This window comes from Curtobacterium sp. YR515 (genome assembly GCF_900113095.1).
Classification (GTDB): domain Bacteria; phylum Actinomycetota; class Actinomycetes; order Actinomycetales; family Microbacteriaceae; genus Curtobacterium.
The window spans coordinates 19784-43628 of the sequence record NZ_FOOD01000005.1 but is presented as its reverse complement, the minus strand read 5'-3'; the positions used below and the strand labels follow the sequence as shown (position 1 = coordinate 43628).

Genomic DNA, 23845 nt, shown 5'->3' with positions numbered 1-23845 from the left:
ACACCCGACGCGGACCAAGAGCCGCTGGTGCAATCGAGAGGTGAACAGATGCTTGATCAGGGCAACACGACGTTCGTGTTGGTCATGGCGGCGCTGGTGTTGTTCATGACACCCGGCCTGGCCTTCTTCTACGGCGGTCTGGTGAAGGCCAAGTCCGTCATCAGCATGATGATGATGTCCTTCGGAGCGATCGCGCTCGTGAGCGTCCTCTGGGTCGTCTACGGCTACGCCATCGCCTTCGCGAACCACGGTGACGGCACGGCGGTGTCCGGTGTCGTCGGCTTCTTCAGCATCGACTGGAACCAGATCGGCCTCGGGCAGGCGTTCGAGGAGGCCAAGGCCTCGACGATCAACGCCGCGTACCCCTCGATGGCGTTCGTCGGCTTCCAGGCGACCTTCGCGATCATCACGGTCGCCCTCATCTCCGGTGCGATCGCCGACCGTGCCAAGTTCGGCGCGTGGATGGTCTTCGCCGGCGTCTGGGTCACGGTCGTCTACTTCCCGGTCGCCTCGTGGGTCTTCAACCTCACGTCCGGCTGGGCGGCGACCTGGGGCGTCATCGACTTCGCCGGTGGCACCGCGGTCCACATCAACGCCGGTGCCGCGGGTCTCGCGCTGGCGATCGTCCTCGGCAAGCGCGTCGGCTTCGCCAAGGGTGCGCACAAGCCGCACAACCCGCCCTTCGTGCTCCTCGGTGCCGCGATCCTGTGGTTCGGCTGGTTCGGCTTCAACGCCGGTTCCGAGGGTGCCGCGGACGGCATCGCCGCGATCGCCTGGGTCAACACCCTCGCCGCCCCGGCCGCCGCGATCCTCGGTTGGCTGCTCGTCGAGAAGCTCAAGGACGGCAAGGCCACCTCGATCGGTGCCGCGTCGGGCGCCGTCACCGGCCTCGTCGCCATCACCCCGGCGTGCGCCGCGCTCACCCCGGGCTGGGGCATCCTGCTCGGCTTCCTCGCGGGCATCATCTGCTGCTTCGCGATCGACTGGAAGTACCGCCTCGGCTTCGACGACTCGCTCGACGTCGTCGGCGTCCACCTGGTCGGCGGCATCGTCGGCACGCTGTACCTCGGCTTCTTCGCCAACGACACCGGCCTGATCTACTCGGGCTCGTTCACGCAGCTCGGCAAGCAGGCCGCCGCTGCCGGCGTGGTCGGTCTCTACTCGTTCATCCTCGCCTTCGTCATCGGCTGGATCATCGAGAAGACGATGGGCTTCCGTGTGAAGACCGAGGACGAGGTCGCCGGCATCGACACCGCGGTCCACGGCGAAGAGGGCTACGTCCTCTACGAGGAGCGCGACGAGACCCCGGTCTCCGTCCGGTAGTTCGCTGCCACACCGTCACGACGGGCCCCGCGCACACAGCAGCGCGGGGCCCGTCGTCGTGTGCGGGGCGCGGGCCGTGACGGCGCGGGCGCGCGTGGCGGCGCGCGCCGGTGGTGCGGGGCGGGTTCGCACAAGGGAAGTCACCCCGAGCCGTGCGATCGCGTGGTTCGGGGTGAGTTTGGTTGTGCGGCGCGGCAGGCGCCCGGCCGGCGGGGCTCGCGGCGCGGCGGCCGCCCGGGCACGCGGCCCGGCCGGCGGGCGCGCGGCCGACGGACGCGCCCGGCGCCCCGCGTCCGGCAGAGTGGAGCCATGACGACGACGTCGAACACGCTCACGAACCTCCGCGAGGTCGGGGGACCCGGCCTCCAGCACGGCCGCCGACGCACGGTGTACCGGGCGAACACCGACCCGGTCGCCCCCGCCGCGTACCCGGCGGGCCTCGCCGCCGTGGTCGACCTGCGCCGCGTGGACGAGACGGACGCGGTGCCGCACCCGCTCGCCGCCACGCCCGCCTACCGCTCCGTGCCGCTCTTCGACCCGGCCTCGGCGATCGAGTCCGCCGCCGAGGCCGTCCACCTCGAGGACCAGTACACCGACTGGCTCGACCGGCACCGCTCCGGGATCGCCGCGGCACTGCGGACGATCGCCACCGCGGACGGCGACGTGCTCGTCTGCTGCGCCGCGGGCAAGGACCGGACCGGCATCGTGAGCGCGCTGCTCGCCCGGCACTGGGGTGCCGACCTCGACGCCGTCGGTGCGGACTACGCGGCCAGCGCCGCCGGGCTCGTCGAGCGGTTCGCCGCCGAACGCGCCGCCAGCACGGACCCCGTGGCGACGGCGATCGGCCACCGCTGCGTCCCGGAGATCATGACGACGGTCGTCGAGCGCGTCGAGCGGCGGTGGGGCTCGGTGGACGGGTACCTCCGCAGCATCGGGCTGCGGGACGAGGAGATCGCTGTGCTCTGACCGGTGGCTGCGCGCGCGACGCGGGTCCGGCTCTGGACGTACGGACGGACGGGAGGCGCGGTGCGGGTCGGACCCGCACCGCGCCTCCCGTCATGGGTCGCGTCAGCGACGTGGTGGCGTCAGCGCGTCACCAGGCGTAGTCCTCCGGCGAGGTCTTGTGCCCCGGGAAGATCTCGTCGAGCCGGTCGAGCGCACGCTGGTCGAGGCGGATGTCGACGGCGCGGACCGCGGACTCCCACTGCTCCATGGTGCGCGGGCCGGTGATCGGCGCCGTGACGCCGGGCTGGTGCAGGAGCCATGCGAGGGCGAGCTCGCCCGGGGTGTGCCCGAGCTCCTTCGCGAAGGACTCGTAGGCGGTGAGCTGGTCGCGGTGGCCCTCGACGTACTCGGCACTGCGGCCCGAGAGGCGACGCGAGCCGTTCTCGGTCTTCTCGATGACGCCACCGAGGAGGCCGCCCTGCAGCGGCGACCACGGGATCACGCCGAGGCCGTACTCACGGGCGGCCGGGAGGACCTCGCGCTCGATGTCGCGCACGACGAGGTTGTAGATCGACTGCTCGCTGACGAGGCCGAGGGTGTTCCGGCGCGCGGCGGCCTCCTGGGCCTGGGCGATGTGCCACCCGGCGAAGTTCGACGAGCCGACGTAGAGCACCTTGCCCTGCTGCACGGCGACGTCGATCGCCTGCCAGATCTCGTCCCACGGGGTCGCACGGTCGACGTGGTGGAACTGGTAGAGGTCGATGTGGTCCGTCTGGAGGCGCTGCAGGCTCGCGTCGAGGGCCTGGCGGATGTTGTACGCGCTGAGCTTCCCGCCGTTCGGCCAGTCGATCATGTCGCCGTAGACCTTCGTCGCGAGGACGGTCTTCTCCCGCCGCCCGCCCCCCTTGGCGAACCAGCGGCCGATGATCTCCTCGGTGGCGCCCTTGCCCACCGAGCCGCCGTAGCCGTTGGCGGTGTCGAAGAAGTTGACGCCGAGCTCGTGGGCCCGGTCCATGATGGCGTGCGAGTCGTCCTCGCTGGTCTCCGGGCCGAAGTTCATGGTCCCGAGCACGGCTCGTGAGACCGACAACCCTGTGCGGCCGAGGTGTGTGTAGTCCATGGTCCAGGTCTACGCGGTCCCGGTCTCCGCAGGCAGGCCCTGTGGGTACCCGCCTCGGAGGGTGCGCTCCATGCCGCGCCGGGCATGAGCGGGCTGCGCAGGGGAGTAGCGTGCGGTCTCGTGAACACCCCAGCACTCCGTGGCAGCCGGATCCTCGGGTTCGGCCACCACCAGCCAGCACGCGTCCTGACCAACGACGAGCTCTCGACCATGGTCGACACGAACGACGAGTGGATCCGCACGAGGACCGGGATCGAGACCCGGCACATCGCCGGACCGTCGGACACCGTGACCTCCATGGCGATCGAGGCAGCGCGGAACGCCCTCGCCGACGCCGGCGTCGCGCCCTCCGACGTGGGACTGGTCATCGTCGCGTCCACCACCCACCGCGACCGGGCGCCCTACACCGCCGGTCGGGTCGCCGCGGCGCTCGGCCTGTCGCCCGCCGCCGCACCCATCGACATCAACACCGCCTGCAGCGGCTTCGAGTACGGCGTCGCGCTGGCCGACCAGGCGATCCGGGTCGGGTCGACGGACATCGCGGTCGTCGTCGGCTCGGAGGTGCTGTCCGGCATCGTCGACTGGACCGACCGATCCACGTGCGTGCTCGTCGGGGACGGTGCCGGTGCCGCCGTGCTCGGTGCGTCCGACGAGGCCCAGATCGGCCCGGTGTCGTGGGGGAGCGTGCCGCACCTCGAGGAGGCCGTGCTCGTCTCCGGCGACCCCGAGCGCTTCAGCCAGGAGGGTCGCTCCATCTACCGCTGGGCCATCACCGAGGCCGCCGACCACGCCCGGGCAGCCGTCGCCGCTGCGGGGCTCACGATGGACGACATCGGGGTGTTCGCGTTCCACCAGGCGAACCTGCGGATCATCGAGCCGCTCGTGCACGCCCTCGGCGGGGAGTCGAAGTTCGTGGTGCGGGACGTCGTCGAGTCGGGGAACACGTCGGCGGCGAGCGTGCCGTTGGGGCTGTCGAAGGCGTGGGCCCGAGGGGACCTCCCCGAGGGGGTGCCGGCACTGCTGTTCGGGTTCGGGGGCGGGTTCGCGCACGCTGGGCAGGTGGTGACGACGCCGGTGCGGGGGCGCTGAGGCGGGCTTGCGCTGGGACGGACGGGAGGCGCGGTGCCGGCTGGCACCGCGCCTCCCGTCCGTCCGTCGGTTGCGTCCGGCCGGTGGGTGTGACCGTCAGTCGCCGGTGCGGTCCGGGGTGTCGGCCCAGAGGTCCTCGCGGCCCTTCCGACGCCCGATCGCCCGCCGTTCCTTCGGCGCCTTGGCCTGCTTGGGTTCCTTGGCCGGCTTCGGTTCCTTGCCCGACTTCGGTTCCAGCACGATCGGGAACTGCGCCGGGGGCAGCCCGAACCCCGTCCGCGAGGCCTGGATCACCTTCCGCCCGAGCGCGTGGTTCCCGAGGCCACCGACCGCCGCGCCGATCCCGAACGGGAGGGCCCGACCGACGATCGTCGTGCCCTGCCGCGCGGCGAAGCGCTTGATGAACTGGTCGCGCACCTGTCCGCCGATGCCGTTCACGACCTGCTTCGGGAGGGACGACGTCACCATCTCGCCCCAGAACGCGGTGCGGACCTGTCCACCGGCGATCTGGCCCGCGAGCTGGTTGATGAGCTGGGTGCCCGGCGAACCGAGGATCATCGCCATCACGAGCATGCGGGCGCGCTCGGGGTCGTCGAGCGCGATGCCGTGCACCTCGGTCACGGACTGCGCGAACAGAGCCGTGGTCTCGAGGAAGCCGACGGTCTCGGCGCCGCTCAACCCGAGGGCCGCCGCCATGCCGACGCCCGGGATCACCGCGCTCGCGCCGACGGCTGCACCGCCCGTGGTCACCGCCGCGAGGTATTGCCGCTCGAGGATCTGGATGATCTCGGCCGGGGTCGAGTCGGGGTGCCGACGGCGGAGTGCCCGCACGTGGGCCACGACGACGGGGCGTTGCACGCTCAGCACCCGGTCGAGCATCTTGACCCAGCCGGCCGGCTGGGTCTGCTCGGGAGTGCGCGCGTTGGGGTCGGTGGGGGTGGAGGCCACAGGCGCTGCCGGCAAGGGCACGATCGCCTGGTCCTTCTGCTCTCGGGCCATGGAGACGACGGTACGCCGGACGCATGGGAGGCTCGTCGGATGACCCCTGCACACGCACTCGATGCAGCACGGCGCGCTGCCGGATTCCTCACGCCGGACGAGGTCGCGGCACTGGCGCCGGACGTGCTCGTCCTGGACCCGGCGTCCGTGCTGGTCGGTCGCTCGGTGGTCATCGAGCCGGGCGTCGTGGTGTACCCGGGTGCCGTCCTCGAGAGCCGGGGGACCGGGACCGTCGTCGTCCGCGCGGGGGCGCGGTTGGGGCCGGGGCCGGTGACGGTCCTCGCGAAGGGGTCGCGCGTCGAGATCGGTCGGGCGGAGCTCGGGCCCGGTCCGGTCACGGTCGTCGCGGTCGGTGCGGCCTCGTCCGGTTCCGGGAGTGCCGACGTGGAGATCGGCGCGGATGCGCGGCTGTCCGGTGGCTGTTTCGTCGAGGGACCGGCGACGATCGGAGCCGGTGCGCAGGTGATCGGGACGGTCTCGATCCGTGACGTCGTCCTCGGCGCCGGGGCCGACCGCCACGACCCGGACCCGGACCGGCGCGGCGCCGTGGTCAAGGGCACGGGGCGGATCCACGGCGTCCGACTCGGAGCGGGCGACGTGGTCGTCGGCCGTGCCACGGTCTCCGGTGTCGAGCGCCAGCGGGCCCACCACCCGGACGCTCCGCGGTTCACCGGCACGTGATCCCCGCCCGTCGGAGCTTCGCCCGGACCCGCTCGGGATCCATCAGGTCCGCCCAGGTCAGCCGGACGACGGCGCGGACCTCGGGGAAGGAGCGCACGAAGTCCTCGCGCTGCTTCTCCTGCCAGTGGGCGTCGGCGGTGGTGGAGCCGCCCAGCATCGCCGGGTCCTCGTACTTCCCTCGGCCGTCCACCTCGACCACCACGCCGGCCTCGGGGAACCAGAAGTCGACGATCGCCGTGCGTTCCCCGGGCCGTCGGAACGTGTGCTGCTGCACGGGCTGCGGGACGCCGAGCTGCCGGAACCGGACCCGGCACACCGACTCCGCCGGCGACCCGGACAGCCCCGACCCCATCCCGATCGCGACCCCCGCCTTCGTCCGTCCCTTGCGCAGCGAGCCCGCCTCGCGCTCGAGCTCCGTCGTGGTCGCGAGGCCACGGCCGAGCACGTGGTCGATGACGGGGAGCGAGTGGATCAGCGGTCGTGACGCCGCCAGGTCCACCGCCGTCCGGGCCGCATCGGTCGCGGCGATCTCGTTCGCCCGGGTGCGACCCAACGGCGGTCGGTGTTCGGAACCGTGTCGGACGAACCAGGCTGTGACGCGGGTGTCCGGGGAGGTCGGATCGCACACGTGCACCTTCGGTGGCCACGGCCCCACGAACGGCAGTCCGAGCACGGCGCACGCGGACTCGTGCGAGACCAGGTCGCTCGGGCGTGCGCGGTGGATCGAGGCCCGCACGAGCACGTGGTGCCGATGCTCGGGCAGGAGATCGTCCAGCGCACCCTGCTGCACGAGCACGCCGGGCCGTATCCGGACCAGCTGCCCACGGAGAACGGCTCGTTCGAGGTGCCGCCGTTCCGCGCTCGGGAGCCCGGTCGTGCGGATGATCTCGATGTCGTCTGCTCTGCTCACCGCCCCAGGGTCGCGCCCGCGTCGGTCCCCGGGCGTCCGTGCCGCCGGATCCGTGGACACCTCCGGTCATCGACCCGCCTGTGGAGGACCGAGGGTGATCCGTGCGTGTACATCGACCGACAAGACACCCGTCGATCGTCAGGCGTGATGTCGCTCCATGCACGTGCATCTCATGCGTGTGCAGGTTCCGACGAAGCACGCGTCGATCGACTCGCGCGATGTCGAAACACGCGCGGAACCCGGGCCGGGCCGCGGCCGCCAGCGCTCAGCGCGCGGCGAGCTCCGCGCGCAGCGGCAGGTCCTGCTCCTCGAGGATGAGCTGCGCTCCGACCGACGTCCGGGCGTTCACGACGATCGGCGCGAGCAGGTTCACCGTGGTCCCGCCGTCGGCGCCGCCCGGGTTCGCGACGACGAGCAGCATCGCGTCCTCTGGTGCGGTCAGCCCGAGCCCGGCGGCCTGCTCGTCCGTGAGCTCCGGCGCGTACGACGGCAGGTGCACCGCGGCGTCGAGCACGAACAAGCGCGAGGAACCCCCGACGAGGGTGAAGAGCCCGTCGGCGCTGTCCACGGGCGTCAGCGTGAAGACGGGGGCGGGCGCCAGGCCGAACGGCGGGACGGCGAAGGTCAGGTCGATGCTCATCGGAGGTAGTCCATCAGGGTCGGCTGCAGGACCTTCGCGGTGACGGCGAGGGCTGCCTGGTAGTTGGTCTGCTGCACCTGCAGGTCGAGGACGGCCTTCGCGAGGTCCTTGTCCTCGATGCCGGCGCGCCGGTTCTCGAGCGACACGGTCGCGCTCTTCAGGGAGTCCTGCGCGGAGAGGGCCGCGGCGTGCCGGACGCCGACGTCGGCCTGGATGCCGCGGACGGTGCTGATCGCGGCGTCGACGTCGTTGATGCGGGGGTTCACGTTCACGCCGTTCTGCAGGTCGCCGACGATCGAGTCGATCATGGCGAAGACGGACGAGTTCCCCGAGCCGAACACCGCGGTGCCGGCGGTGTCGACCCGCACGGTGGTGCCGTCGCCGATGCGTCGGGTGACGTCGGTGCCGGAGGACGCCCACCCGGTCGCCGGGTCGTACGCGGTGGCGGCGGTGGACGATCCGGCGAACACCGATCGCGTGCCGTAGGTCGTGTTCGCCCGGGACTCGAGCTCGGACTTGAGGGACTGGAACTGCGTGATGAACGCGTCGCGGTCGGTGTCGCTCATGGTGCCGCTGTTCGCCGCCTGCACGGTGAGGTCCCGCACGTTGTTGAGCACGGAGTACACGCTCGACAGGGCGCTGTCGGTCGTGGCGAGCCAGCCGGCTGCGTCGTTCGCGTTGCGCGTGTACTGCGCGGCGGCCGCCTGCTCCTTGCGCACCTGCATCGACGAGGCGGTCCCGACGGGGTCGTCGGACGGCCGCTGGATGTTCTTCAGCGTCGTCGCCTGGTCGGTGAGCTGCGCGAGCTTCGCGGCGCCGGCCTGCAGCCTGGCGCTCGCGGCCGTCATCGACATCTGGGTGGTCACACGGGTGATCACGGTCAGCCCCTCCCGACGAGTCCGACGCGGTTGATGATGGTGTCGAGCATCTCGTCGACGGCGGTCAGGACCCGCGCGGCGCCCTGGTACGCGTGCTGGTAGCTCAGCAGGTTGACGTTCTCCTCGTCGAGGTCCACACCGGCACTCGACTGCTGCTGCGTGCGCGCGTTGGTCAGCGCGAGTCCGGTGAGCGTCGATTCCGACGCGGCGGACCTGGAGGCGCTGCCCACCCCCGCCACGAACGTCGCCCAGGAGCGGTCGGCACCGTCGGAGGCCGCGCCGAGTCGCGAGAGCGCGTCGGTGAACGAGTCGTCGAGTTCCCCCGCCGCGTTCCGCGTCGCCAGGCCGCTGCCGTCGGTCGGGACGACCGAGAGGCCCTGGGCAGCCGGGACGCCGGCCGCGAGGGTGAAGAACGGGGTCCCGGTGGCACCGGTCGGTGTCGTCCCCGTGGCGTGCACGGCGTTGACCGCGGTGGCGAGCTTCGTCGCGACCTGGTCGTACGACGCGGACGCCTCGGCGAGTGCTCCGCCGGTGCCGTTCGCCGTCGCGGGGGCGAGCAGTGAGAGGTTCCCGCCGATCGAGCCGCCGGACAGGGCGACCGCGCCGGCCGTGCCCGAGGTCCAGGTGAGGGTGACCGCGGCACCGTCGGCCATGCGCTGCCCGCCGCCGAGCGCCACGGAGCGGGCATCGGTGCCCTGCACGATGGCGTTGCCGCCGATGAGGACGTCGACGGTGCCGTCGGTGTTCTGTCGGACCGTGCCGCCGGCCAGCGAGGCGATCTGCTGGGTGAGCTGGTCGCGCTGGTCCAGCAGCTCGTTCGCGTTCCCGCCGGACGCCAGCGCGGTGCGGATCCGACCGTTCAGGTCGGCGACCTGCGACGCGGCGTCGTTGAGCTGCTGCACCTGGCCGTCGACGGTGCCGCGGACGCTCGTCCACTGTGCGTCGATCGCCTTCGAGCCGCTGGCGAGCGCGCTGGCGACGGTCTTCGCGGCGCCGATGACGGCGCTGGCGGCACCGGGGTCGTCCGGGTGGCTGGAGAGCTCGCTCCACGAGGACCAGAAGGCGTCGAGCTTGCTGGCGAGCCCGTCGTCACCAGGTTCGTTCAGCCCGTTCTCGAGCGCGGCGAGTGCGGTGGCGCGGGCGTCGGCGTAGGCCGAGGAGCCGGAGGCCACCCGCACGCCGGCGTCGAGCGTGAGGGACGCCAGGCGGGCGATGCCGTCGACGGACACGCCCTGGCCCGCGAGCGCTGCGGTCCCGCGCATGAACCCGGTCTGGGCGGCGGGGATCGAGGACTGCGAGACGCGCTGGCGGGTGTACCCGGCGGTGCCGGCGTTGGCGATGTTCTGCCCGGTGACGTCGATGCCGGCGCGGGCCGCGGCGAGGCCGGAGTAGGCGGTGGCGAGGGAGCCGAAGGTGCTGACCACGGTGCTACAGGGTCCCCTCGAAGAGTCGTGCGCCGTCCGTGCGCGTACCCGAGGTACCACTGGCGTCGTAGGTGGCGGCACCGGTGACGGACCCGGCGAGCGTCTCCTCGGTCGCCTGCGCGGCGGCACGGAGGAAGCGGTCGTTCTCGTCGCGGAGCGCCCCGATCTGGGTGGTGAGCTCCACCATCGCGGTGAGGTGGGCGGCGAGGATCTCGCCCCAGGGGCCGTTCGGCGCAGCGGCGACGACCTCGCGCAGGGGAGCGTCGGCGGCGACGCCCCACTCCTCGGCGACCTCGGCACTCGACGCGGCGCGCTCGAGACCGGTGCTGCGGAGGCGCTCGAGGACCTGCTCGACCTCGCGGCTGGCGTGCGAGACCCAGCGGGAGCGACCGGCCGCGAGGAGCAGCTGTTCCTCCTCGAGCTTGAAGGTGAGCAGCTCGAGCAGTTCGCGTTCGCGCCAGAGCACGGCGGACAGTTCGTTCACGCTCATCAGCTCCTCCCGGTGGGGTGTGTCGGTCATCCTGCGGACACCGGGACCTATCGGGTCGCGGGTGCCGGGCGTAAGCACCGACCGGGTGACCGCGCCTGCCGGACACGACCCGCGCCTCCAGGGAATCACCCACATCGGGGGACAAGAACGCGCGTTCCCGGGCCGGGGTCCCCCCAAATGCCGACCGGGATAACGCCCGCTCACCCCCGCTTTGGGGACGGTTGTGCACCCACTCAGGGCTTTGCCAGCCGATACATTCGAAGCGCACCGCGGGGGACACCCCGCACCGCGTCGCAGGGACGCACGGTGCACCACCCGGAGGGACCCGGGTGGGTCTTCGGCGTACGCACCGGCCATCCGAGGCCGGCGTCTGCCGCGCCCACGGACGGGTCAGGCATGTCAGGCGACCAGGGGATCAGCATGGACCGGAACGACCGCAACGCGATGATCGTGGAGCACCTCCCGCTCGTGGGCTACATCGTCGCCGACGTGCGGGCGCGTGCCACGCACCTCGACCGTGACGACCTCGCCGCCGTCGGGTCGCTGGCCCTCGTCGCCGCGGCCGAGGCCTTCGACCCTGACCTCGGCGTCCCCTTCGGCGCGTACGCCCGCACCCGCATCACCGGCGCGATCGCCGACGACATGCGCTCCGCCGACTGGGCGTCCCGCGGCACCCGGAAGCGGATCCGCGAGACCCTCGCCACGCAGGAGGCGCTGTCGGCCCGGCTCGGGCGGAGCGTCGGCGTACAGGAGATCGCTGACGCGATGGGCGTCGACCGCCAGACCGCCGCCGACGCCATGAGCGACGCGGCCCGCACCGTCTCGCCGATCGACGAGACCGTGCACGACACCCTCGCCGCGGACCTGCCGCTGCCGGGTGAGGACCTGCTCGAGGCCGAGAAGCGCCGCTACCTCCGTGCCGCCGTCGAGGCGCTGCCGGAGCGGATGCGCTTCGTGGTCGAGAACGTGTACTTCGGCGACCGGTCGGTGACCGAGGTCGCCGCCGAGCTCGGGATCACCCACTCCGCCGTGTCGCAGCAGCGCTCCGAGGCGATGCGCCTGCTCCGCGACGGACTCGCCGCGCACTACGGGGACGACGGCGTCACCGTGGAGCCGGCCTCGAAGACCACCGCCGCGCGCCGCAGTGCGTACCTGGCACGGGTCGCCGCGAACGCCGCAGCCGGCGTGGCGCGTGCCGTGCAGGACGCCACGACGGTCACGACCGCACCCGTCGTCGCGGTGAGCTAGCCCTCGGCGGTCTCGTCGCACGACGAATTCCGCCGATTCCCTAACGGCTCCGGCCAACCGGTCGAGAGTCACCCCTGTCAGCCCACGGACGGGCAGACGTACGACCCAGATTTCACGGAGGAAACCACCATGGGTATGTCCATCAACACCAACCTCTCGGCACTCAACACGTACCGGAACCTGAACTCGACGCAGAACGACCTGTCGAAGTCCCTCGAGAAGCTCTCGTCGGGTCTCCGCATCAACCGTGCTGCCGACGACGCGGCCGGTCTGTCGATCTCCGAGGGGCTGAAGTCCCAGGTCGGTGGCCTCACGGTCGCCGCCCGCAACGCACAGGACGGCATCTCCGTCGTGCAGACCGCTGAAGGTGGCCTCACCGAGACCCACTCGATCCTCCAGCGCATGCGTGACCTCGCCGTGCAGGCCGGCAACGACTCGAACAACGCGGACTCCCGCACGGCGATCTCCACCGAGGTCACCGAGCTGTCCAAGGAGCTCACCCGCATCTCCCAGTCGACCAACTTCAACGGCATCAACCTGCTCGACGGCTCCGCCGGCACCGCAGGCGTCCTGAAGTTCCAGGTCGGCGCCAACGGCGACGCGGCGAGCCAGATCGACGTCGACCTGTCGGGCGCGAACGTCTCGACCGTGGCGACCGCCGTCACCGGTCTCGACTTCACGACCGCCACCGGTGCGCAGACCGCGATCACCACGATCGACGCGCAGATCAAGAGCGTGTCGACGGCACGTTCGAACATCGGTGCCATCCAGAACCGCTTCGACCACGCCATCAACGTGACGAACGTGGCCAAGGAGAACCTCACCGCTGCCGGTTCGCGCATCACCGACGTCGACATGGCGGAGGAGATGGTCAAGTACACGCGCGACAACATCCTCAGCCAGGCCGGCACCTCGATGCTCGCGCAGGCGAACCAGAGCACGCAGGGTGTGCTCTCGCTCCTGCGCTAGCAGCGCTGACGCCGCCGTCCGGGATCGTTCAGGTACCCCGGGCGGCGGCGTCACCCGCACCCTTTCCCCTCGTAGCGGCAGGAGCCATCGATGTCGTCCGTGTCATCGGCGAGCAGTCTCGCGATCGACGGTCTCGTCAGCGGTCTCAAGACCACCGACCTCATCAACTCGCTGATGAGCGTCGAGGGGGTCCCGCAGACGCTCCTCAAGAACAAGCTCACCAGCACCAACTCGTTCATCTCGTCACTGCAGACGATCAACGGGCTCGTGCAGACCCTCGCGACGAAGGCGAAGGACGCGGCGAAGGCGACCTCGCTCGACCTCTTCACGGCCACGAGTTCGTCGCCGGGCGTCACCGCGGTCACCGGGGCGAACGCCAGCGCCGGGTCGCTGAGCTTCACGGTCGGGTCCACCGCGTCGGCGCAGGTCGGCGTCACCGCGGCGATGGCGACGTGGTCCTCCGCGGCCGAGCCGATCACGATCGTCGGCGCCGACGGCACGAAGACGACCGTCACACCGGCCTCCGGGTCCCTCGACGACACCGTGTCCGCGATCAACAAGTCGGGCGCCGGTGTCACGGCGACGCGGGTCGCCGCCGGGACCGACGCCGACGGCACGAAGCTCTACCGCCTGCAGCTCACCTCGGCGAAGACCGGGGCAGCCGGAGCGTTCGAGGTGTACCGCGGCACGGCCGACGAGGTCACCGCCGGCACCGCGACGAACGTCCTCACCCAGGTCGGTGCCGCGGTCGTCACGCAGGCGAAGGACGCCAGCGTGACCCTGTGGGCCGGTACCGCGGCGGCGCAGACGGTGACGAGCACGACGAACACGTTCACCGATCTCGTCCCCGGGGTCAGCGTCACGGTGACGCAGCCCACCACCGACCCGGTGACGCTGACCGTCGCGCAGGACACCACGAAGGCGCAGACCGTCGCGTCCGGCCTCGTCGACGCGATGAACGCCGTGGCCGCGTACTACAGCTCGAACACCGCCGTCACGAGCACGACCAGTCCGACGACCGGCACCACCACGACGACGGCCGGCGTGCTCTCGGGCGACGGCACCACGCGTGACGTCGTCCAGCGGCTCGCGAGCACGATGTCCGCGCCGGTGGGCGGCAAGTCCCCGTCGTCGATCGGGATCTCGATCACGAAGGACGGCGACTTCACCTTCGACGCGGACGTCTTCCAGAAGGCCCTCGCGACCGATCCGGAGGGCACGCAGGCGATGCTCTCGGGCGTCGCGGCGAACGTCGGCGCCGCTGCCACCTCGGCCTCGGACAAGTACGACGGGTCCATCACCACCGCGATCACCGGACAGCAGGCCGTCGCGAAGGACCTCAACACCCAGATCGACAGCTGGACCGACCGGCTCACCTCGCGTCGCGCAGCGTTGCAGACGATGTACGCGAGCCTCGAGACCAGCCTCAGCAAGCTCCAGTCCCAGTCCAGCTGGCTCGCGAGCCAGCTGGCGTCGACGACGAGCTGACAGGAACACCGATGAACGCCTTCGACCTCCAGTCCGCCGCCTTCCGACAGGCCGCGCAGCCCCGCACCGTCACGGACCAGCGCCGTGCCCAGTACACGAACGAAGCCGTGCTCTCGGCGACGCCGGCGCAGCTCGTCACGATGCTCTACGACCGGCTGCTCCTCGACCTGCACCGCGCCGAGGCCGCACAGACGACCGCCGACTGGGACGCGGCCCGCGAGCAGCTCCTGCACGCGCAGGCCATCGTCGGCGAGCTGTCCTCGACGCTGAAGATCGACGTGTGGGACGGCGGCGAGGGACTGCTGGCGATCTACAACTACGCGTCGACGTCGCTCATCACCGCGAACGTGCACCGGGACGTCCAGGCCACCCGAGACTGCATCCGGATCCTCGAGCCGCTGCGGCAGTCGTGGCACGAGGCCGCCGCGTCGATCCCGGCGGCGACCACGGTGCAGCACCCGACCGGCGGGGCACTCGGTGTCGCCTGACGCGGATCGCCGCCGTGCCGCGTGGGAGGCCGTGCTCGAGGCGCTCGAAGCCGACCTGACGGCGGGCGGCGACGTGCGGTGGTCCGAGCCGACCGGGCTGGGGCCGGTGCCGCGGGAGCTGGTGGGGCGTGCCTCCCGGCTGCTCGCCGCGCAGCGGGACCGGATCGCTGCGCTCGAGGGGGACCGTCGGGCGACGCTCGACCACCTCGGGGCGCTCCGGGCGGTGGACGCGACGCGGGAGCCGCGCGGGTCGGTGTACCTCGACGCGTCGGCCTGACGCGGGGCGCCGGCGGGGGCTCGGGCGGGACGAGCCGCGGCGGCGCGCGGATGCGTGTGCATCGTGCGACGAAGCACGCGTCGATCGACTGGCGGAACGTCGGAGCATGCACACGCACCGGATGCGTGTGCATCGTGCGACGAAGCACGCGTCGATCGACCGGCGGAATGTCGAAGCATGTACACGTGAGCCCCCCCCCGTTCGGGGCGACCCCTAACGCGCCCCACGGCCCGGCCGACAGCGCCCCCTGAGCACGGATCGCTCACCAGTTCGGCCACGGATCGGCCACCGCCATCAGGCGACGTCAACAGGGGACGTCGTCAGCGAGGGGACGGTCCACCAGTGTTCGATTCCGTGACGAGCGTCGCACTGCAGAGTGCGCTCGACGGCCTGTCGATGCGACAGAAGGTCATCGCGAACAACATCGCGAACATCAACACGCCGAACTACCACGCCGAGAAGGTCCAGTTCGAGGACGCCCTGGCGAAGTCGATCGTCGACGGGGACGGCGGCACGACCCCGACCGTCGCGCGGAGCCTCGAGCCGACGAACACGAACGGCAACAACGTCAACCTCGACGAGGAGACGCTCTCGAACATCGACACCGTGCTCCGGTACCAGTTCGCCACGCAGGCGATGAACTCCGAGCTCACCAGTGTCCGCGCGGCGATGCGGACCACCTCGTGACCACGTTCGACGCGATCGGCATCGCGAGCACCGGCATGACGGTGCACCGCAAGTGGCTCGACGCCGTGTCGGACAACATCGCGAACGTCAACACGGTGAAGTCGATGGACGACTCCGCCTTCCAGGCCCGCTACGTCGAGGTCCAGGAGGGCAACGGCGTCTCCGGCGCCTACGTCAAGGGCGCCGCGTTCGGCAGCGCCGCCGGCCGGGTCACGTACGACCCGGACAACCCGCTCGCGAACGCGGAGGGCTACGTCCGCATGCCGGACATCGACCTCGGCACGCAGATGGCGGACCTCATCATGGCCCAGCGGGGCTACCAGGCGAACGCCGCCGTGGTCGACCGCGCGAAGACCGCCTACGAGGCGGCCCTGCAGATCGGGAAGAACTGATGCCCATCGACGCCGTGAACGGTGTGACCACCAACGCTATGACGAACGCGATGACGAGCCTGAGCGGCACGTCCAGCGACGTCGGCACGAGCGCGACGAGCGGAGTCGCGGCCGCTGGCGCGACGTCCGACGGCAGCGGGTTCGCCGCATCGCTCGGGAACGCGGTCGACGGGCTCCAGCAGCTGCAGAGCGACTCGAAGACCCTCGCGCTCAAGGCCGTCACCGGCAACCTCGACGACATCCACGACGCGACCATCGCCGCCACCCGCGCCCAGGTCACCCTCGAGCTCGTCTCCGCCGTCCGCAACAAGGGCGTCGACGCCTTCAACGAGATCATGAGGATGCAGGCCTGATGCCCGTCGCCGTCAAGGACCTCTTCGGTCGTCTCGCCGCCTACGTCAAGGGCTTCAGCGCTGCCCAGCGGACCATCGCGATCCTCGTCATCGCCGCGCTCGTGCTCGGCGGCATCGCGCTCGCGAGCTGGCTCGGCAAGGCGTCCTACGCCCCGCTGTTCACCGGACTGGCGGCGGCCGACGCGGCGAGCGTCACCGACCAGCTCACCACAGACGGTGTGCCGTACCAGCTCACCGACGGCGGTGCCACCATCCTCGTCCCGCAGGGGTCGGTGTACTCGGAGCGGCTCAAGGCCGCGTCGAACGGACTGCCCGCCTCGAACGAGGGCGGCTACTCGCTGCTCGACAAGATGGGCGTGACGAGCTCCGAGTTCCAGCAGGACGTCACGTACAAGCGCGCGATGGAGGGCGAGCTCGCGAAGACCATCGGCGCGATGGACGGCGTGCAGACCGCCACCGTGCAGCTCGCGATCCCCGAGAAGACCGTGTTCGTCTCCGAGGAGAAGGACCCGACCGCGTCGGTGTTCATCGCCACGAAGAACGGCAGCGAGCTGAGCACCGACCAGGTCCAGGCGATCGTGCACCTGACGAGCGCCGCCGTCGAGGGCATGCAGCCGACCGACGTCTCCGTCGTCGACGCGAAGGGCCAGACGCTCTCCGCCGTCGGCACCGGCGCGACCGGCAGCGGGGCGGACCAGGCGGCCGACTACGACGCCTCGACGAGCAAGAAGATCCAGGACCTGCTCGACACGACCCTCGGCACCGGGAACGCCAGCGTCGTGGTGTCCGCCACGATGAACCAGAACTCGGGCACCCGCACGTCGGAGTCCTACACGACGCCGACGACCGGCCCGGTCGCGCTCAACGAGTCGTCCACCACCGAGCAGTACGGCGCGGGGTCCGGTGCCGGCGGTGCCGGGGCGACCGGCGTCCTCGGCCCGGACAACATCGCCGTGCCGAACGGCACCGCCACGAGCGGCGCCGACGACGGGTACAAGAACGAGTCCGCGACGAAGAACAACGCCGTCGACCACACCACCGAGACCACGCAGCTGCCGGCCGGTGGGCTCTCCCGCCAGACGATCTCGGTCGCGCTGAACTCCAAGGCGGCCGCGGTGCAGAACGCGAACCTGCAGAGCATCAACGACCTCGTGGCCGCGGCCGCCGGTGTCGACCAGACCCGTGGCGACCAGGTCCGCGTGGCGATGATGGACTTCGACACCAGTGCCGCCGACAAGGCGACGAAGGCGCTCGAGGCCCAGCAGAAGGCCGACCAGCAGGAGGCGCTGTGGTCGTCGATCCGCACCGCCGGGATCGTCGTCGGCGCGCTGCTCGCCCTCATCGCGATCATCGTCGTCCTCGCCCGCCGCAGCCGGAAGCAGGAGCGCGAGGCGGTCGACCTCGGCGAGCTCGACGCCTTCTCCGGCGAGACCTTCCAGCTCCCGCTCGCCGTCGACGGCGCCGCGGACCGGAGCACCCTCCAGGCCGGGGACGCCCCGACCGTCGCGCTGCCCACCGTCCCGCACGACGACGCCCCCACCGAGGTCCTCACCACCGAGGAGATCACCGCGGAGCGTCGTCGCCAGGACATCTCCGCCCTCGCCGAGCGGGACCCGAAGCGCACGGCCGAGCTCCTCCGCGGGCTCCTCGACGACCGGGCACCGGTGTGAGCGCCCTGGTGCCGAGCGCCGGCGGGACCGGCGCTGGCGACCGTGCGCTGACCGGTGCGCAGAAGGTCGCGCTCATCCTCATGCAGATGGAGACCGAGCGCGCCGCCGAGGTGATGAAGCAGTTCACCGAGATCGAGGCCGAGGAGATCTCCGCCGAGATCGTCCGGATGCGCCGCGTCGAGGACACCGTCGTCGACAAGACCCTGACCGAGTTCCACCGGATGACGCTGAGCGGCCGCACGCAGAAGCGCGGCGGCAAGGAGACCGCGCTCGGGCTGCTCGAGGCGTCCTTCGGTGCCGAACGCGCCGCCGGCGTCATGGACCGCCTGGCCTCGAACCTCGCCGGGCAGTCGTTCGACTTCCTCGACGACGCCGAGCCCGGCCAGGTCGTCACGCTCCTCGAAGGCGAGCTCCCGCAGACCATCGCCCTCGTGCTCGCACACCTGAAGCCGGCCCAGGCCAGCGCCGTGCTCGCCGGGGTGGACGAGCGCGCCCGCACCGACGTCGCCCAGGCGTTCGCGACCATGGGGAGCGCGACCCCGGAAGCCGTCGGGATCGTCGCCGGCGTCCTCCGCCAGCGCGCCGGTGCCGTCGTGTCGCCGCGCGAGAGCGTCGAGGTCGTCGGCGGCATCGCCCCGCTCGTCGACATCATCAACCGCTCGGACGTCGCCACCGAGAAGGCCGTGCTCGACGGGCTCGAGGCGCGCGACCCCGAGCTCGCCGAGGACATCCGCTCCCGGATGCTCACGTTCGAGGACATCGTCAAGCTCGAGTCCCGCGACATCCAGCAGGTCCTGCGCGGGATCGACTCGAAGCTCCTCGCGACCGCCATGAAGGGTGCCGCCGCGCCGGTCGTCGAGACGATCCGGGCGAACGTCTCCGAGCGCAACCGCGAGCTCCTCGACGACGAGCTGCAAGCCATGGGCCCGGTCCGGGTCTCGCAGGTCGAGGAGGCCCGCGCCGAGGTGGTCCGCTCCGTCCGCGAACTCGAGGCGCAGGGCGTCATCACGGTCCACCGCGCCGAGGAGGACGAGCTCGTTGACTGAGTCCGTGGTCCAGCGCGTCGCGTTCCCCGTCATCGGGGACCCGTCCGGGAACGCGCGCGCCGCCAGCGCCGACGTGCGCGGGCACGCCGCCGGGTACGCCGCGGGGCTCCGGCAGGCGCAGGCCGAGACCGACGCGCTGCGCGCCCGGCTCGAGTCCGAGCACGCGGCCCGCACCGCCTCGATGCAGGCGGACACCGCGCGCCGCATCGCGGTCCTCGACGCCGCGACGAACGCGATGCTGTCGCATGTCGCACCGGTCCTCGACCAGGCCGAGCAGTCGGTCGCGGTCGCGGCCGTCGACCTGGCGGAAGCCGTCGTCGGGTACGCGATCCGCGCCTCCCGAACCGCGGACACCGCTGATGACGGACGGGAGGCGCGGGTCGTCCCCGGTGCGCAGGCGACCGTCGAGCGGGCGCTCGCGTCCATCGACCGCACCGTCGCCGTGGCCCTCCGGCTGAGCGTCGCGGACGCCGCGCGCGTCGCCGAACTCGACCTGCCGGTCCCGGTCGTCGCCGACCCGTCGCTGCGCGACGGGGACGCCGTCGTCGACCTGCCCGACGGGATGCTCGACGCGCGGATCGCCACCGCGCTGGACCGTGCCCGCACGGCGCTGGGGGTGACCCCGTGACCACGACGCTCCTCCGCCCCCGTGGGCTCGACGAGGCACTCCGACAGGCCGCTCCGCAGCGGGTCGGTGTCGTCACGAGCGCGGTCGGACTCGGCCTCACGATCGCCGGACTCGACGCGCACGTCGGCGAGGTCGTCGCCGTCGGTGCCGAGGGTGCGCCGCAGACCCTCGTCGAGGTCGTCGCGACCGACGTCACCGGCGTCCGCTGCATGCCGCTCGGGCGCCTGACCGGTGTGACCGCCGGCACGCCCGCACGGCCCACCGGGCGACCGGTGCTCGTGCCCACCGGGGCGGGACTCTTCGGACGCGTGCTCGACGGACTCGGACGCCCGATCGACGACCGCGGTCCGCTCGTCGGCGCCGGTGGCGAGCCGGTCGCGTGGGTGCCGCTCGACCACGAGACGCCGAACGCCATGGCCCGGACGCGCATCGACACCCCGATGCAGCTCGGCGTCCGCGTGCTCGACACCCTCACGACGGTCGGGCGCGGGCAGCGCATGGGCCTGTTCGCGGGCTCCGGCGTCGGCAAGTCCTCGCTGCTGTCGATGATCGCCCGGGGGAGCGACGCGGCCGTCAACGTCATCGCCCTCGTCGGCGAGCGCGGACGCGAGGTGCGCGAGTTCCTCGAGGACGACCTCGGTCCGGAGGGCCTCGCCCGCTCGATCGTCGTCGTGTCGACCTCGGACGAGCCGGCGCTCATGCGCCTGCGTGCCGCGTTCGTCGCCACCCGCATCGCCGAGTCCTTCCGCGACGCCGGACAGGACGTCGTGCTGATGATGGACTCGCTCACCCGCGTCGCGATGGCGCAGCGCGAGATCGGGCTGTCCGTGGGGGAGCCGCCGGCCACCCGGGGCTACCCGCCGTCGACGTTCTCCGTCCTCGCCGGACTGCTCGAACGCGCCGGGACCGACCGGGTCGGCAGCGTCACGGGGCTGTACACGGTCCTCGTCGACGGCGACGACCACAACGAACCGATCGCCGACGCCGCCCGGAGCATCCTCGACGGGCACGTCGTCCTCGACCGGAAGCTGGCGATCACCGGGCACTTCCCGTCCGTCGACGCGCTCGGCTCGGTGTCGCGCGTGGCCTCGAAGGTCACCACGCCCGGGCAGCGCGGTGCGGCGACGGCCCTGCGGAAGGTCATGGCCGCGCGCAGGGCGGCGCAGGACCTGCTCGACGTCGGGGCGTACCAGCGCGGGACGAACCCGCTCGTGGACGCCGCCGTCGACCACCAGGACGCGATCGACGGCTTCCTGCGGCAGGGCATGGACGAGCGTGCGACCGCGGCTGCGTCGTGGCGCTCCCTCGACGCACTCGTCAGCACGCTCGGCACCGGGGGTGGTGCCTGATGGCCCGCCGGTTCCCGCTCGCCGGGCTCCTCCGGCTCCGGCACGCCGAACAGGACCGTGCCGCCGCCGCCCTCGCGACCGCCAACGAGCGGGTGCGCGACGCCGCCGACGCCCGGATCGCGGCACGTCGGAACCTCGCCGACACCGAGGGGTCGCAGCCGATCCAGGACGCCGCGACCCTCAGCGCGGTCGCCGCGGCGCGTGCCGCCACCCGCGGGATGCTCGAGGAGCTCGACGCCGTCGCCCGGACCCGCCGCGCCGACGCCGACCGGGCACAGGACGACTACAACGCGGCCCGCCGGTCCGCCCTCGGGCTCGAGAAGCTCGAGGTCCAGCACGACGAGCAGCAGGCCGCCGAGGACCTCCGCACCGAACAGAACGCCCTCGACGAGATCGCGGCACGCAGCCGCGCGGAAGGTGGTGCCCGATGAGCGTGGACGCCGTGCTCTCCCGGATCTCCGAGATCCGGACCCAGATCGATGCCCTGCGCAGCGGGACCACCGCGACGGCGGCCACCTCGGCCGCGTCGGGCGCCGCCACGTCGACCGCGTTCGCCGACGCCCTGGCGACCGCGACCGGGAGCGGGACCGGCGCGACCGGTACCGGCACGACCTCGGCCGTGACGCCCGCGGCCGCCACGTCCGTCGACGCCGGGGCCGGGACGCTCGCGACGGGCAGCGGTGCCACGGGTGCCGACGTCGTCGCGGACGCGAAGAAGTACCTCGGCGTGCCGTACGTCTTCGGCGGCACCACCACGAGCGGCATGGACTGCTCGGGGCTGGTGCAGACGGTGTTCAAGGACCTCGGGGTGACCATGCCCCGGGTCGTGCCGGACCAGGCGAAGATGGGCGTCGAGGTGGGGTCCCTCAAGGACGCGCAGCCCGGCGACCTCATCATCCCGAAGGGCGAGGGGCACGTCGTCATATACGTCGGCGACGGCAAGGTCCTGCACGCGCCGCGACCGGGCAAGGACGTCCGGATCGTCGACAACTGGTACAAGGACTCGGACATCGCCACGATCCGACGCATCGTGCCCGCGCAGGCGTCCGCCACGACGGCGGCGACCGCGGCCTCGGGTGCGACGGACCTGCAGACGGCGGCGCTGCTGTCCCTCATGAACGCGGGGAGCGCAGCATGAGCCTGACCATCACCACGTCCGCTGCCGCCCCGGCACCGGCGCGGGCCGCGTCCTCGTCGGGTGCGCCGGCGTCCGCGGACTCGTTCGGCGCCGCGATGGCCGCCGCGGGGAACGCGGGTTCGGCCGCGGCCACCGGGTCCTCCACGTCCGCTGCCTCGGCTGCCGACGCCCGGGAGCGCCGCACGCCGACGGGGCCGTCCCACGACCGCCGCACCCCGGCGCCCGGAACGGACCGCGATGCGCCGCCCACGGCCTCGGCAGCAGGACGGGACCGCCGCTCGGCGACGGACGCGACGACGACGGACGGCACGACGGACGGTGGGACCCGTCCCACCGCGGCACGCTCCGCCGATGACACCTCCGCCGACGGCACCTCCAGCGACGGCACCGCCGCCGGTCCCGCCGCCACGGGGACGGCGCCGACCGTCGACACGGCGTCGATCGTCGATGCCATGGTCGGGCCGGTCCCCGCCGCGCCGACCGCCGCCGCCCAGCCGCTCGCGACTCCCGCAGCAGCCAGCTCGTCCGTGGCGTCGCTCGACGCACCCGTGCCGGGCAGCGGGGCGACCCCGACGCCCGACCCCGCCGGCTCGACGCCGCACGCCGACGCCGTGAGCACCGCGCACCCGACCGCGGCGACCGCTGCCGCGACCCCCGCGGCCGGGTCGCTCGGCGGCACCCCAGCGACGACCGCCGCCGGAACGACAGCTGCCGCGGCGACGACCCCGGCCGCCCCGCTCGGCGCGCCTGGCCCGGCCCTCCCGGCGGTGTCCCCGCACGAATTCGACCGGACGGCAGCGACGCAGCCGTCCGCCGTCCCGGGGGCAACGGCCGCACCGACGGCTCCGGCACCAGCGAGCACGCCGGTCACCCAGAGCGCCCAGGGCAGCCAGAACGCTCAGGGCGCCCGGGCCGCCACGACCGGTACCGGCCCCGCCGACGCCGGGCAGCCCGTCGTCACCACGGCCACGGCCACGGCAACGGCCACCACCCCGGCCGCCGGAGCACCGGGCAGCAGTGCCCAGACCGGCCGCGAGGCGGACAGCGGCGCGCCCGACCAGGGCGATCCGCGCCTCCAGGCCGTCACCACGCCCCGCGGCGGCGAGAGCGCCGTCGCGGTCCCGACCACCTCGCCGACGGCGCCCGCCGCGCCGGCCACGCCGACGTCCGGCGCAGCCACCGCGAACGCCCCGGCCCCGCTCGCGCAGCAGCTGGCCCGACCGGTGTTCACGCTCGCACAGGCCGGCCCGGGGGAGCACGTCGTCACCGTCCAGGTGACGCCGGACACGCTCGGCCCGGTCACCGTCCGCGCGCACGTCACCGCGCACGGGATGCACGTCGAGCTCTTCGCCGCCTCCGACGCGGGGCGCGACGCGGTCCGGCAGGTCATGCCGGACCTCCGCCGCGACGCCGCCGGCTCCGGACTGTCGACCACGCTCGACCTGTCCTCGCAGAACCACCCGGACACCCGCTCCGGGCACGACGAACGGCCCGCCCAGACGGGTCCACGCGTCGACACCGGCCAGGAGGCGCGGCACACCCCGCGCGCACCCGACACCGCCCACACGCCCACCGTCCGCACCGTCGGACTCGACGTCCTCGCCTGAGCGACG

General features: G+C 72.5%; 26 protein-coding genes. 19 read left to right on the top strand and 7 right to left on the bottom strand.

Annotated elements, in window-relative coordinates; all coding sequences use genetic code 11:
- Positions 1-48: 48 nt before the first annotated feature.
- On the top strand, positions 49-1323 hold the full coding sequence (locus BM028_RS14455) for an ammonium transporter (protein ID WP_070418818.1): 1275 nt from the start codon (positions 49-51) through the stop codon (positions 1321-1323).
- Between the two features lie 309 nt (positions 1324-1632).
- Positions 1633-2289 (top strand): tyrosine-protein phosphatase, encoded by a 657-nt coding sequence (locus BM028_RS14450; protein WP_092387406.1) that lies wholly within the window; start codon positions 1633-1635, stop codon positions 2287-2289.
- Between the two features lie 127 nt (positions 2290-2416).
- Here the strand turns inward: BM028_RS14450 and BM028_RS14445 are convergent, their stop codons facing one another.
- Positions 2417-3388, bottom strand: a complete 972-nt coding sequence (locus BM028_RS14445) for an aldo/keto reductase (protein WP_071295380.1) — start codon at positions 3386-3388, stop codon at positions 2417-2419.
- A gap of 120 nt (positions 3389-3508) precedes the next feature.
- Here BM028_RS14445 and BM028_RS14440 point away from each other — a divergent pair, with 120 nt between their 5' ends.
- Positions 3509-4477 (top strand): beta-ketoacyl-ACP synthase 3, encoded by a 969-nt coding sequence (locus BM028_RS14440; RefSeq protein WP_092387404.1) that lies wholly within the window; start codon positions 3509-3511, stop codon positions 4475-4477.
- 96 nt (positions 4478-4573) lie between these two features.
- On the opposite strand, the gene BM028_RS14435 is transcribed toward BM028_RS14440, so the two are convergent.
- Positions 4574-5476, bottom strand: a complete 903-nt coding sequence (locus tag BM028_RS14435; protein WP_175496091.1) for a hypothetical protein — start codon at positions 5474-5476, stop codon at positions 4574-4576.
- A gap of 39 nt (positions 5477-5515) precedes the next feature.
- On the opposite strand from BM028_RS14435, the gene BM028_RS14430 reads away from it, so the two are divergent.
- Positions 5516-6157 (top strand): hypothetical protein, encoded by a 642-nt coding sequence (locus tag BM028_RS14430; protein WP_092387400.1) that lies wholly within the window; start codon positions 5516-5518, stop codon positions 6155-6157.
- On the opposite strand, the gene BM028_RS14425 is transcribed toward BM028_RS14430, so the two are convergent.
- The 5 genes from BM028_RS14425 to BM028_RS14405 all read right to left on the bottom strand — a co-directional run bounded on the left by BM028_RS14425 (position 6144) and on the right by BM028_RS14405 (position 10499).
- A complete protein-coding gene (locus BM028_RS14425; RefSeq protein ID WP_092387398.1) occupies positions 6144-7067 on the bottom strand; it encodes a PDDEXK family nuclease in 924 nt (307 codons plus the stop codon). The two genes, BM028_RS14430 and BM028_RS14425, sit on opposite strands and share 14 nt — an antisense overlap.
- 265 nt (positions 7068-7332) lie before the next feature.
- Positions 7333-7707, bottom strand: a complete 375-nt coding sequence (gene fliW, locus BM028_RS14420; RefSeq protein WP_092387396.1) for a flagellar assembly protein FliW — start codon at positions 7705-7707, stop codon at positions 7333-7335.
- A complete protein-coding gene (gene flgL, locus BM028_RS14415; RefSeq protein WP_070418825.1) occupies positions 7704-8585 on the bottom strand; it encodes a flagellar hook-associated protein FlgL in 882 nt (293 codons plus the stop codon). Before flgL ends, fliW begins: the two co-directional genes overlap by 4 nt.
- 2 nt (positions 8586-8587) lie before the next feature.
- Positions 8588-10009, bottom strand: a complete 1422-nt coding sequence (gene flgK / locus BM028_RS14410; protein ID WP_092387394.1) for a flagellar hook-associated protein FlgK — start codon at positions 10007-10009, stop codon at positions 8588-8590.
- Positions 10010-10013: 4 nt separating this feature from the next.
- Positions 10014-10499 (bottom strand): flagellar protein FlgN, encoded by a 486-nt coding sequence (locus tag BM028_RS14405; protein WP_092387824.1) that lies wholly within the window; start codon positions 10497-10499, stop codon positions 10014-10016.
- 396 nt (positions 10500-10895) lie between these two features.
- Here BM028_RS14405 and BM028_RS14400 point away from each other — a divergent pair, with 396 nt between their 5' ends.
- The 15 genes from BM028_RS14400 to BM028_RS18305 all read left to right on the top strand — a co-directional run bounded on the left by BM028_RS14400 (position 10896) and on the right by BM028_RS18305 (position 23839).
- Positions 10896-11747, top strand: a complete 852-nt coding sequence (locus BM028_RS14400) for a sigma-70 family RNA polymerase sigma factor (RefSeq protein ID WP_229086786.1) — start codon at positions 10896-10898, stop codon at positions 11745-11747.
- 129 nt (positions 11748-11876) lie between these two features.
- Positions 11877-12716 carry a flagellin N-terminal helical domain-containing protein gene (locus tag BM028_RS14395; RefSeq protein WP_070418828.1) on the top strand — a complete coding sequence of 280 codons (840 nt, stop codon included), beginning with the start codon at positions 11877-11879 and terminating at the stop codon, positions 12714-12716.
- A gap of 90 nt (positions 12717-12806) precedes the next feature.
- A complete protein-coding gene (gene fliD, locus BM028_RS14390) occupies positions 12807-14204 on the top strand; it encodes a flagellar filament capping protein FliD (protein WP_092387392.1) in 1398 nt (465 codons plus the stop codon).
- 11 nt (positions 14205-14215) lie between these two features.
- Positions 14216-14692 (top strand): flagellar export chaperone FliS, encoded by a 477-nt coding sequence (gene fliS, locus BM028_RS14385; RefSeq protein ID WP_092387390.1) that lies wholly within the window; start codon positions 14216-14218, stop codon positions 14690-14692.
- Positions 14682-14969 carry a hypothetical protein gene (locus BM028_RS14380; protein ID WP_092387388.1) on the top strand — a complete coding sequence of 96 codons (288 nt, stop codon included), beginning with the start codon at positions 14682-14684 and terminating at the stop codon, positions 14967-14969. Before fliS ends, BM028_RS14380 begins: the two co-directional genes overlap by 11 nt.
- Before the next feature lie 342 nt (positions 14970-15311).
- A complete protein-coding gene (locus tag BM028_RS14375) occupies positions 15312-15656 on the top strand; it encodes a flagellar basal body rod protein FlgB (protein WP_070418831.1) in 345 nt (114 codons plus the stop codon).
- Positions 15653-16048 (top strand): flagellar basal body rod protein FlgC, encoded by a 396-nt coding sequence (locus tag BM028_RS14370; RefSeq protein WP_070418832.1) that lies wholly within the window; start codon positions 15653-15655, stop codon positions 16046-16048. The genes BM028_RS14375 and BM028_RS14370 overlap by 4 nt, the downstream gene beginning before the upstream one ends.
- Entirely contained in the window at positions 16048-16401 is a 354-nt protein-coding gene (fliE, locus tag BM028_RS14365) for a flagellar hook-basal body complex protein FliE (protein ID WP_083403303.1), read from the top strand. Before BM028_RS14370 ends, fliE begins: the two co-directional genes overlap by 1 nt.
- Entirely contained in the window at positions 16401-18071 is a 1671-nt protein-coding gene (gene fliF, locus BM028_RS14360) for a flagellar basal-body MS-ring/collar protein FliF (RefSeq protein WP_092387386.1), read from the top strand. The genes fliE and fliF overlap by 1 nt, the downstream gene beginning before the upstream one ends.
- Positions 18068-19117, top strand: a complete 1050-nt coding sequence (fliG, locus tag BM028_RS14355; RefSeq protein ID WP_083295340.1) for a flagellar motor switch protein FliG — start codon at positions 18068-18070, stop codon at positions 19115-19117. Before fliF ends, fliG begins: the two co-directional genes overlap by 4 nt.
- A complete protein-coding gene (locus BM028_RS14350; protein WP_139219833.1) occupies positions 19110-19745 on the top strand; it encodes a FliH/SctL family protein in 636 nt (211 codons plus the stop codon). The genes fliG and BM028_RS14350 overlap by 8 nt, the downstream gene beginning before the upstream one ends.
- Positions 19742-21094 (top strand): FliI/YscN family ATPase, encoded by a 1353-nt coding sequence (locus BM028_RS14345; RefSeq protein WP_092387382.1) that lies wholly within the window; start codon positions 19742-19744, stop codon positions 21092-21094. Before BM028_RS14350 ends, BM028_RS14345 begins: the two co-directional genes overlap by 4 nt.
- Positions 21094-21525 carry a hypothetical protein gene (locus BM028_RS14340; protein ID WP_071295367.1) on the top strand — a complete coding sequence of 144 codons (432 nt, stop codon included), beginning with the start codon at positions 21094-21096 and terminating at the stop codon, positions 21523-21525. Before BM028_RS14345 ends, BM028_RS14340 begins: the two co-directional genes overlap by 1 nt.
- A complete protein-coding gene (locus BM028_RS14335; RefSeq protein WP_092387380.1) occupies positions 21522-22232 on the top strand; it encodes a C40 family peptidase in 711 nt (236 codons plus the stop codon). Before BM028_RS14340 ends, BM028_RS14335 begins: the two co-directional genes overlap by 4 nt.
- Positions 22229-23839 carry a flagellar hook-length control protein FliK gene (locus tag BM028_RS18305; protein ID WP_139219832.1) on the top strand — a complete coding sequence of 537 codons (1611 nt, stop codon included), beginning with the start codon at positions 22229-22231 and terminating at the stop codon, positions 23837-23839. The genes BM028_RS14335 and BM028_RS18305 overlap by 4 nt, the downstream gene beginning before the upstream one ends.
- Positions 23840-23845: the final 6 nt, after the last annotated feature.

Excerpts from the sequence above, each read along its gene's own strand:
- BM028_RS14435 (WP_175496091.1), bottom strand. The coding sequence starts at position 5,476 with ATGGCCCGAGAGCAGAAGGACCAGGCGATCGTGCCCTTGCCGGCAGCG.
- BM028_RS14395 (WP_070418828.1), top strand. The coding sequence starts at position 11,877 with ATGGGTATGTCCATCAACACCAACCTCTCGGCACTCAACACGTACCGG.
- fliW (WP_092387396.1), bottom strand. The coding sequence starts at position 7,707 with ATGAGCATCGACCTGACCTTCGCCGTCCCGCCGTTCGGCCTGGCGCCC.
- BM028_RS14430 (WP_092387400.1), top strand. The coding sequence starts at position 5,516 with ATGACCCCTGCACACGCACTCGATGCAGCACGGCGCGCTGCCGGATTC.
- BM028_RS14335 (WP_092387380.1), top strand. The coding sequence starts at position 21,522 with ATGAGCGTGGACGCCGTGCTCTCCCGGATCTCCGAGATCCGGACCCAG.
- BM028_RS18305 (WP_139219832.1), top strand. The coding sequence starts at position 22,229 with ATGAGCCTGACCATCACCACGTCCGCTGCCGCCCCGGCACCGGCGCGG.
- BM028_RS14340 (WP_071295367.1), top strand. The coding sequence starts at position 21,094 with ATGGCCCGCCGGTTCCCGCTCGCCGGGCTCCTCCGGCTCCGGCACGCC.
- fliE (WP_083403303.1), top strand. The coding sequence starts at position 16,048 with ATGCCCATCGACGCCGTGAACGGTGTGACCACCAACGCTATGACGAAC.
- fliF (WP_092387386.1), top strand. The coding sequence starts at position 16,401 with ATGCCCGTCGCCGTCAAGGACCTCTTCGGTCGTCTCGCCGCCTACGTC.
- BM028_RS14450 (WP_092387406.1), top strand. The coding sequence starts at position 1,633 with ATGACGACGACGTCGAACACGCTCACGAACCTCCGCGAGGTCGGGGGA.
- BM028_RS14455 (WP_070418818.1), top strand. The coding sequence starts at position 49 with ATGCTTGATCAGGGCAACACGACGTTCGTGTTGGTCATGGCGGCGCTG.
- BM028_RS14445 (WP_071295380.1), bottom strand. The coding sequence starts at position 3,388 with ATGGACTACACACACCTCGGCCGCACAGGGTTGTCGGTCTCACGAGCC.
- BM028_RS14400 (WP_229086786.1), top strand. The coding sequence starts at position 10,896 with ATGTCAGGCGACCAGGGGATCAGCATGGACCGGAACGACCGCAACGCG.
- fliS (WP_092387390.1), top strand. The coding sequence starts at position 14,216 with ATGAACGCCTTCGACCTCCAGTCCGCCGCCTTCCGACAGGCCGCGCAG.
- fliD (WP_092387392.1), top strand. The coding sequence starts at position 12,807 with ATGTCGTCCGTGTCATCGGCGAGCAGTCTCGCGATCGACGGTCTCGTC.
- BM028_RS14405 (WP_092387824.1), bottom strand. The coding sequence starts at position 10,499 with ATGAGCGTGAACGAACTGTCCGCCGTGCTCTGGCGCGAACGCGAACTG.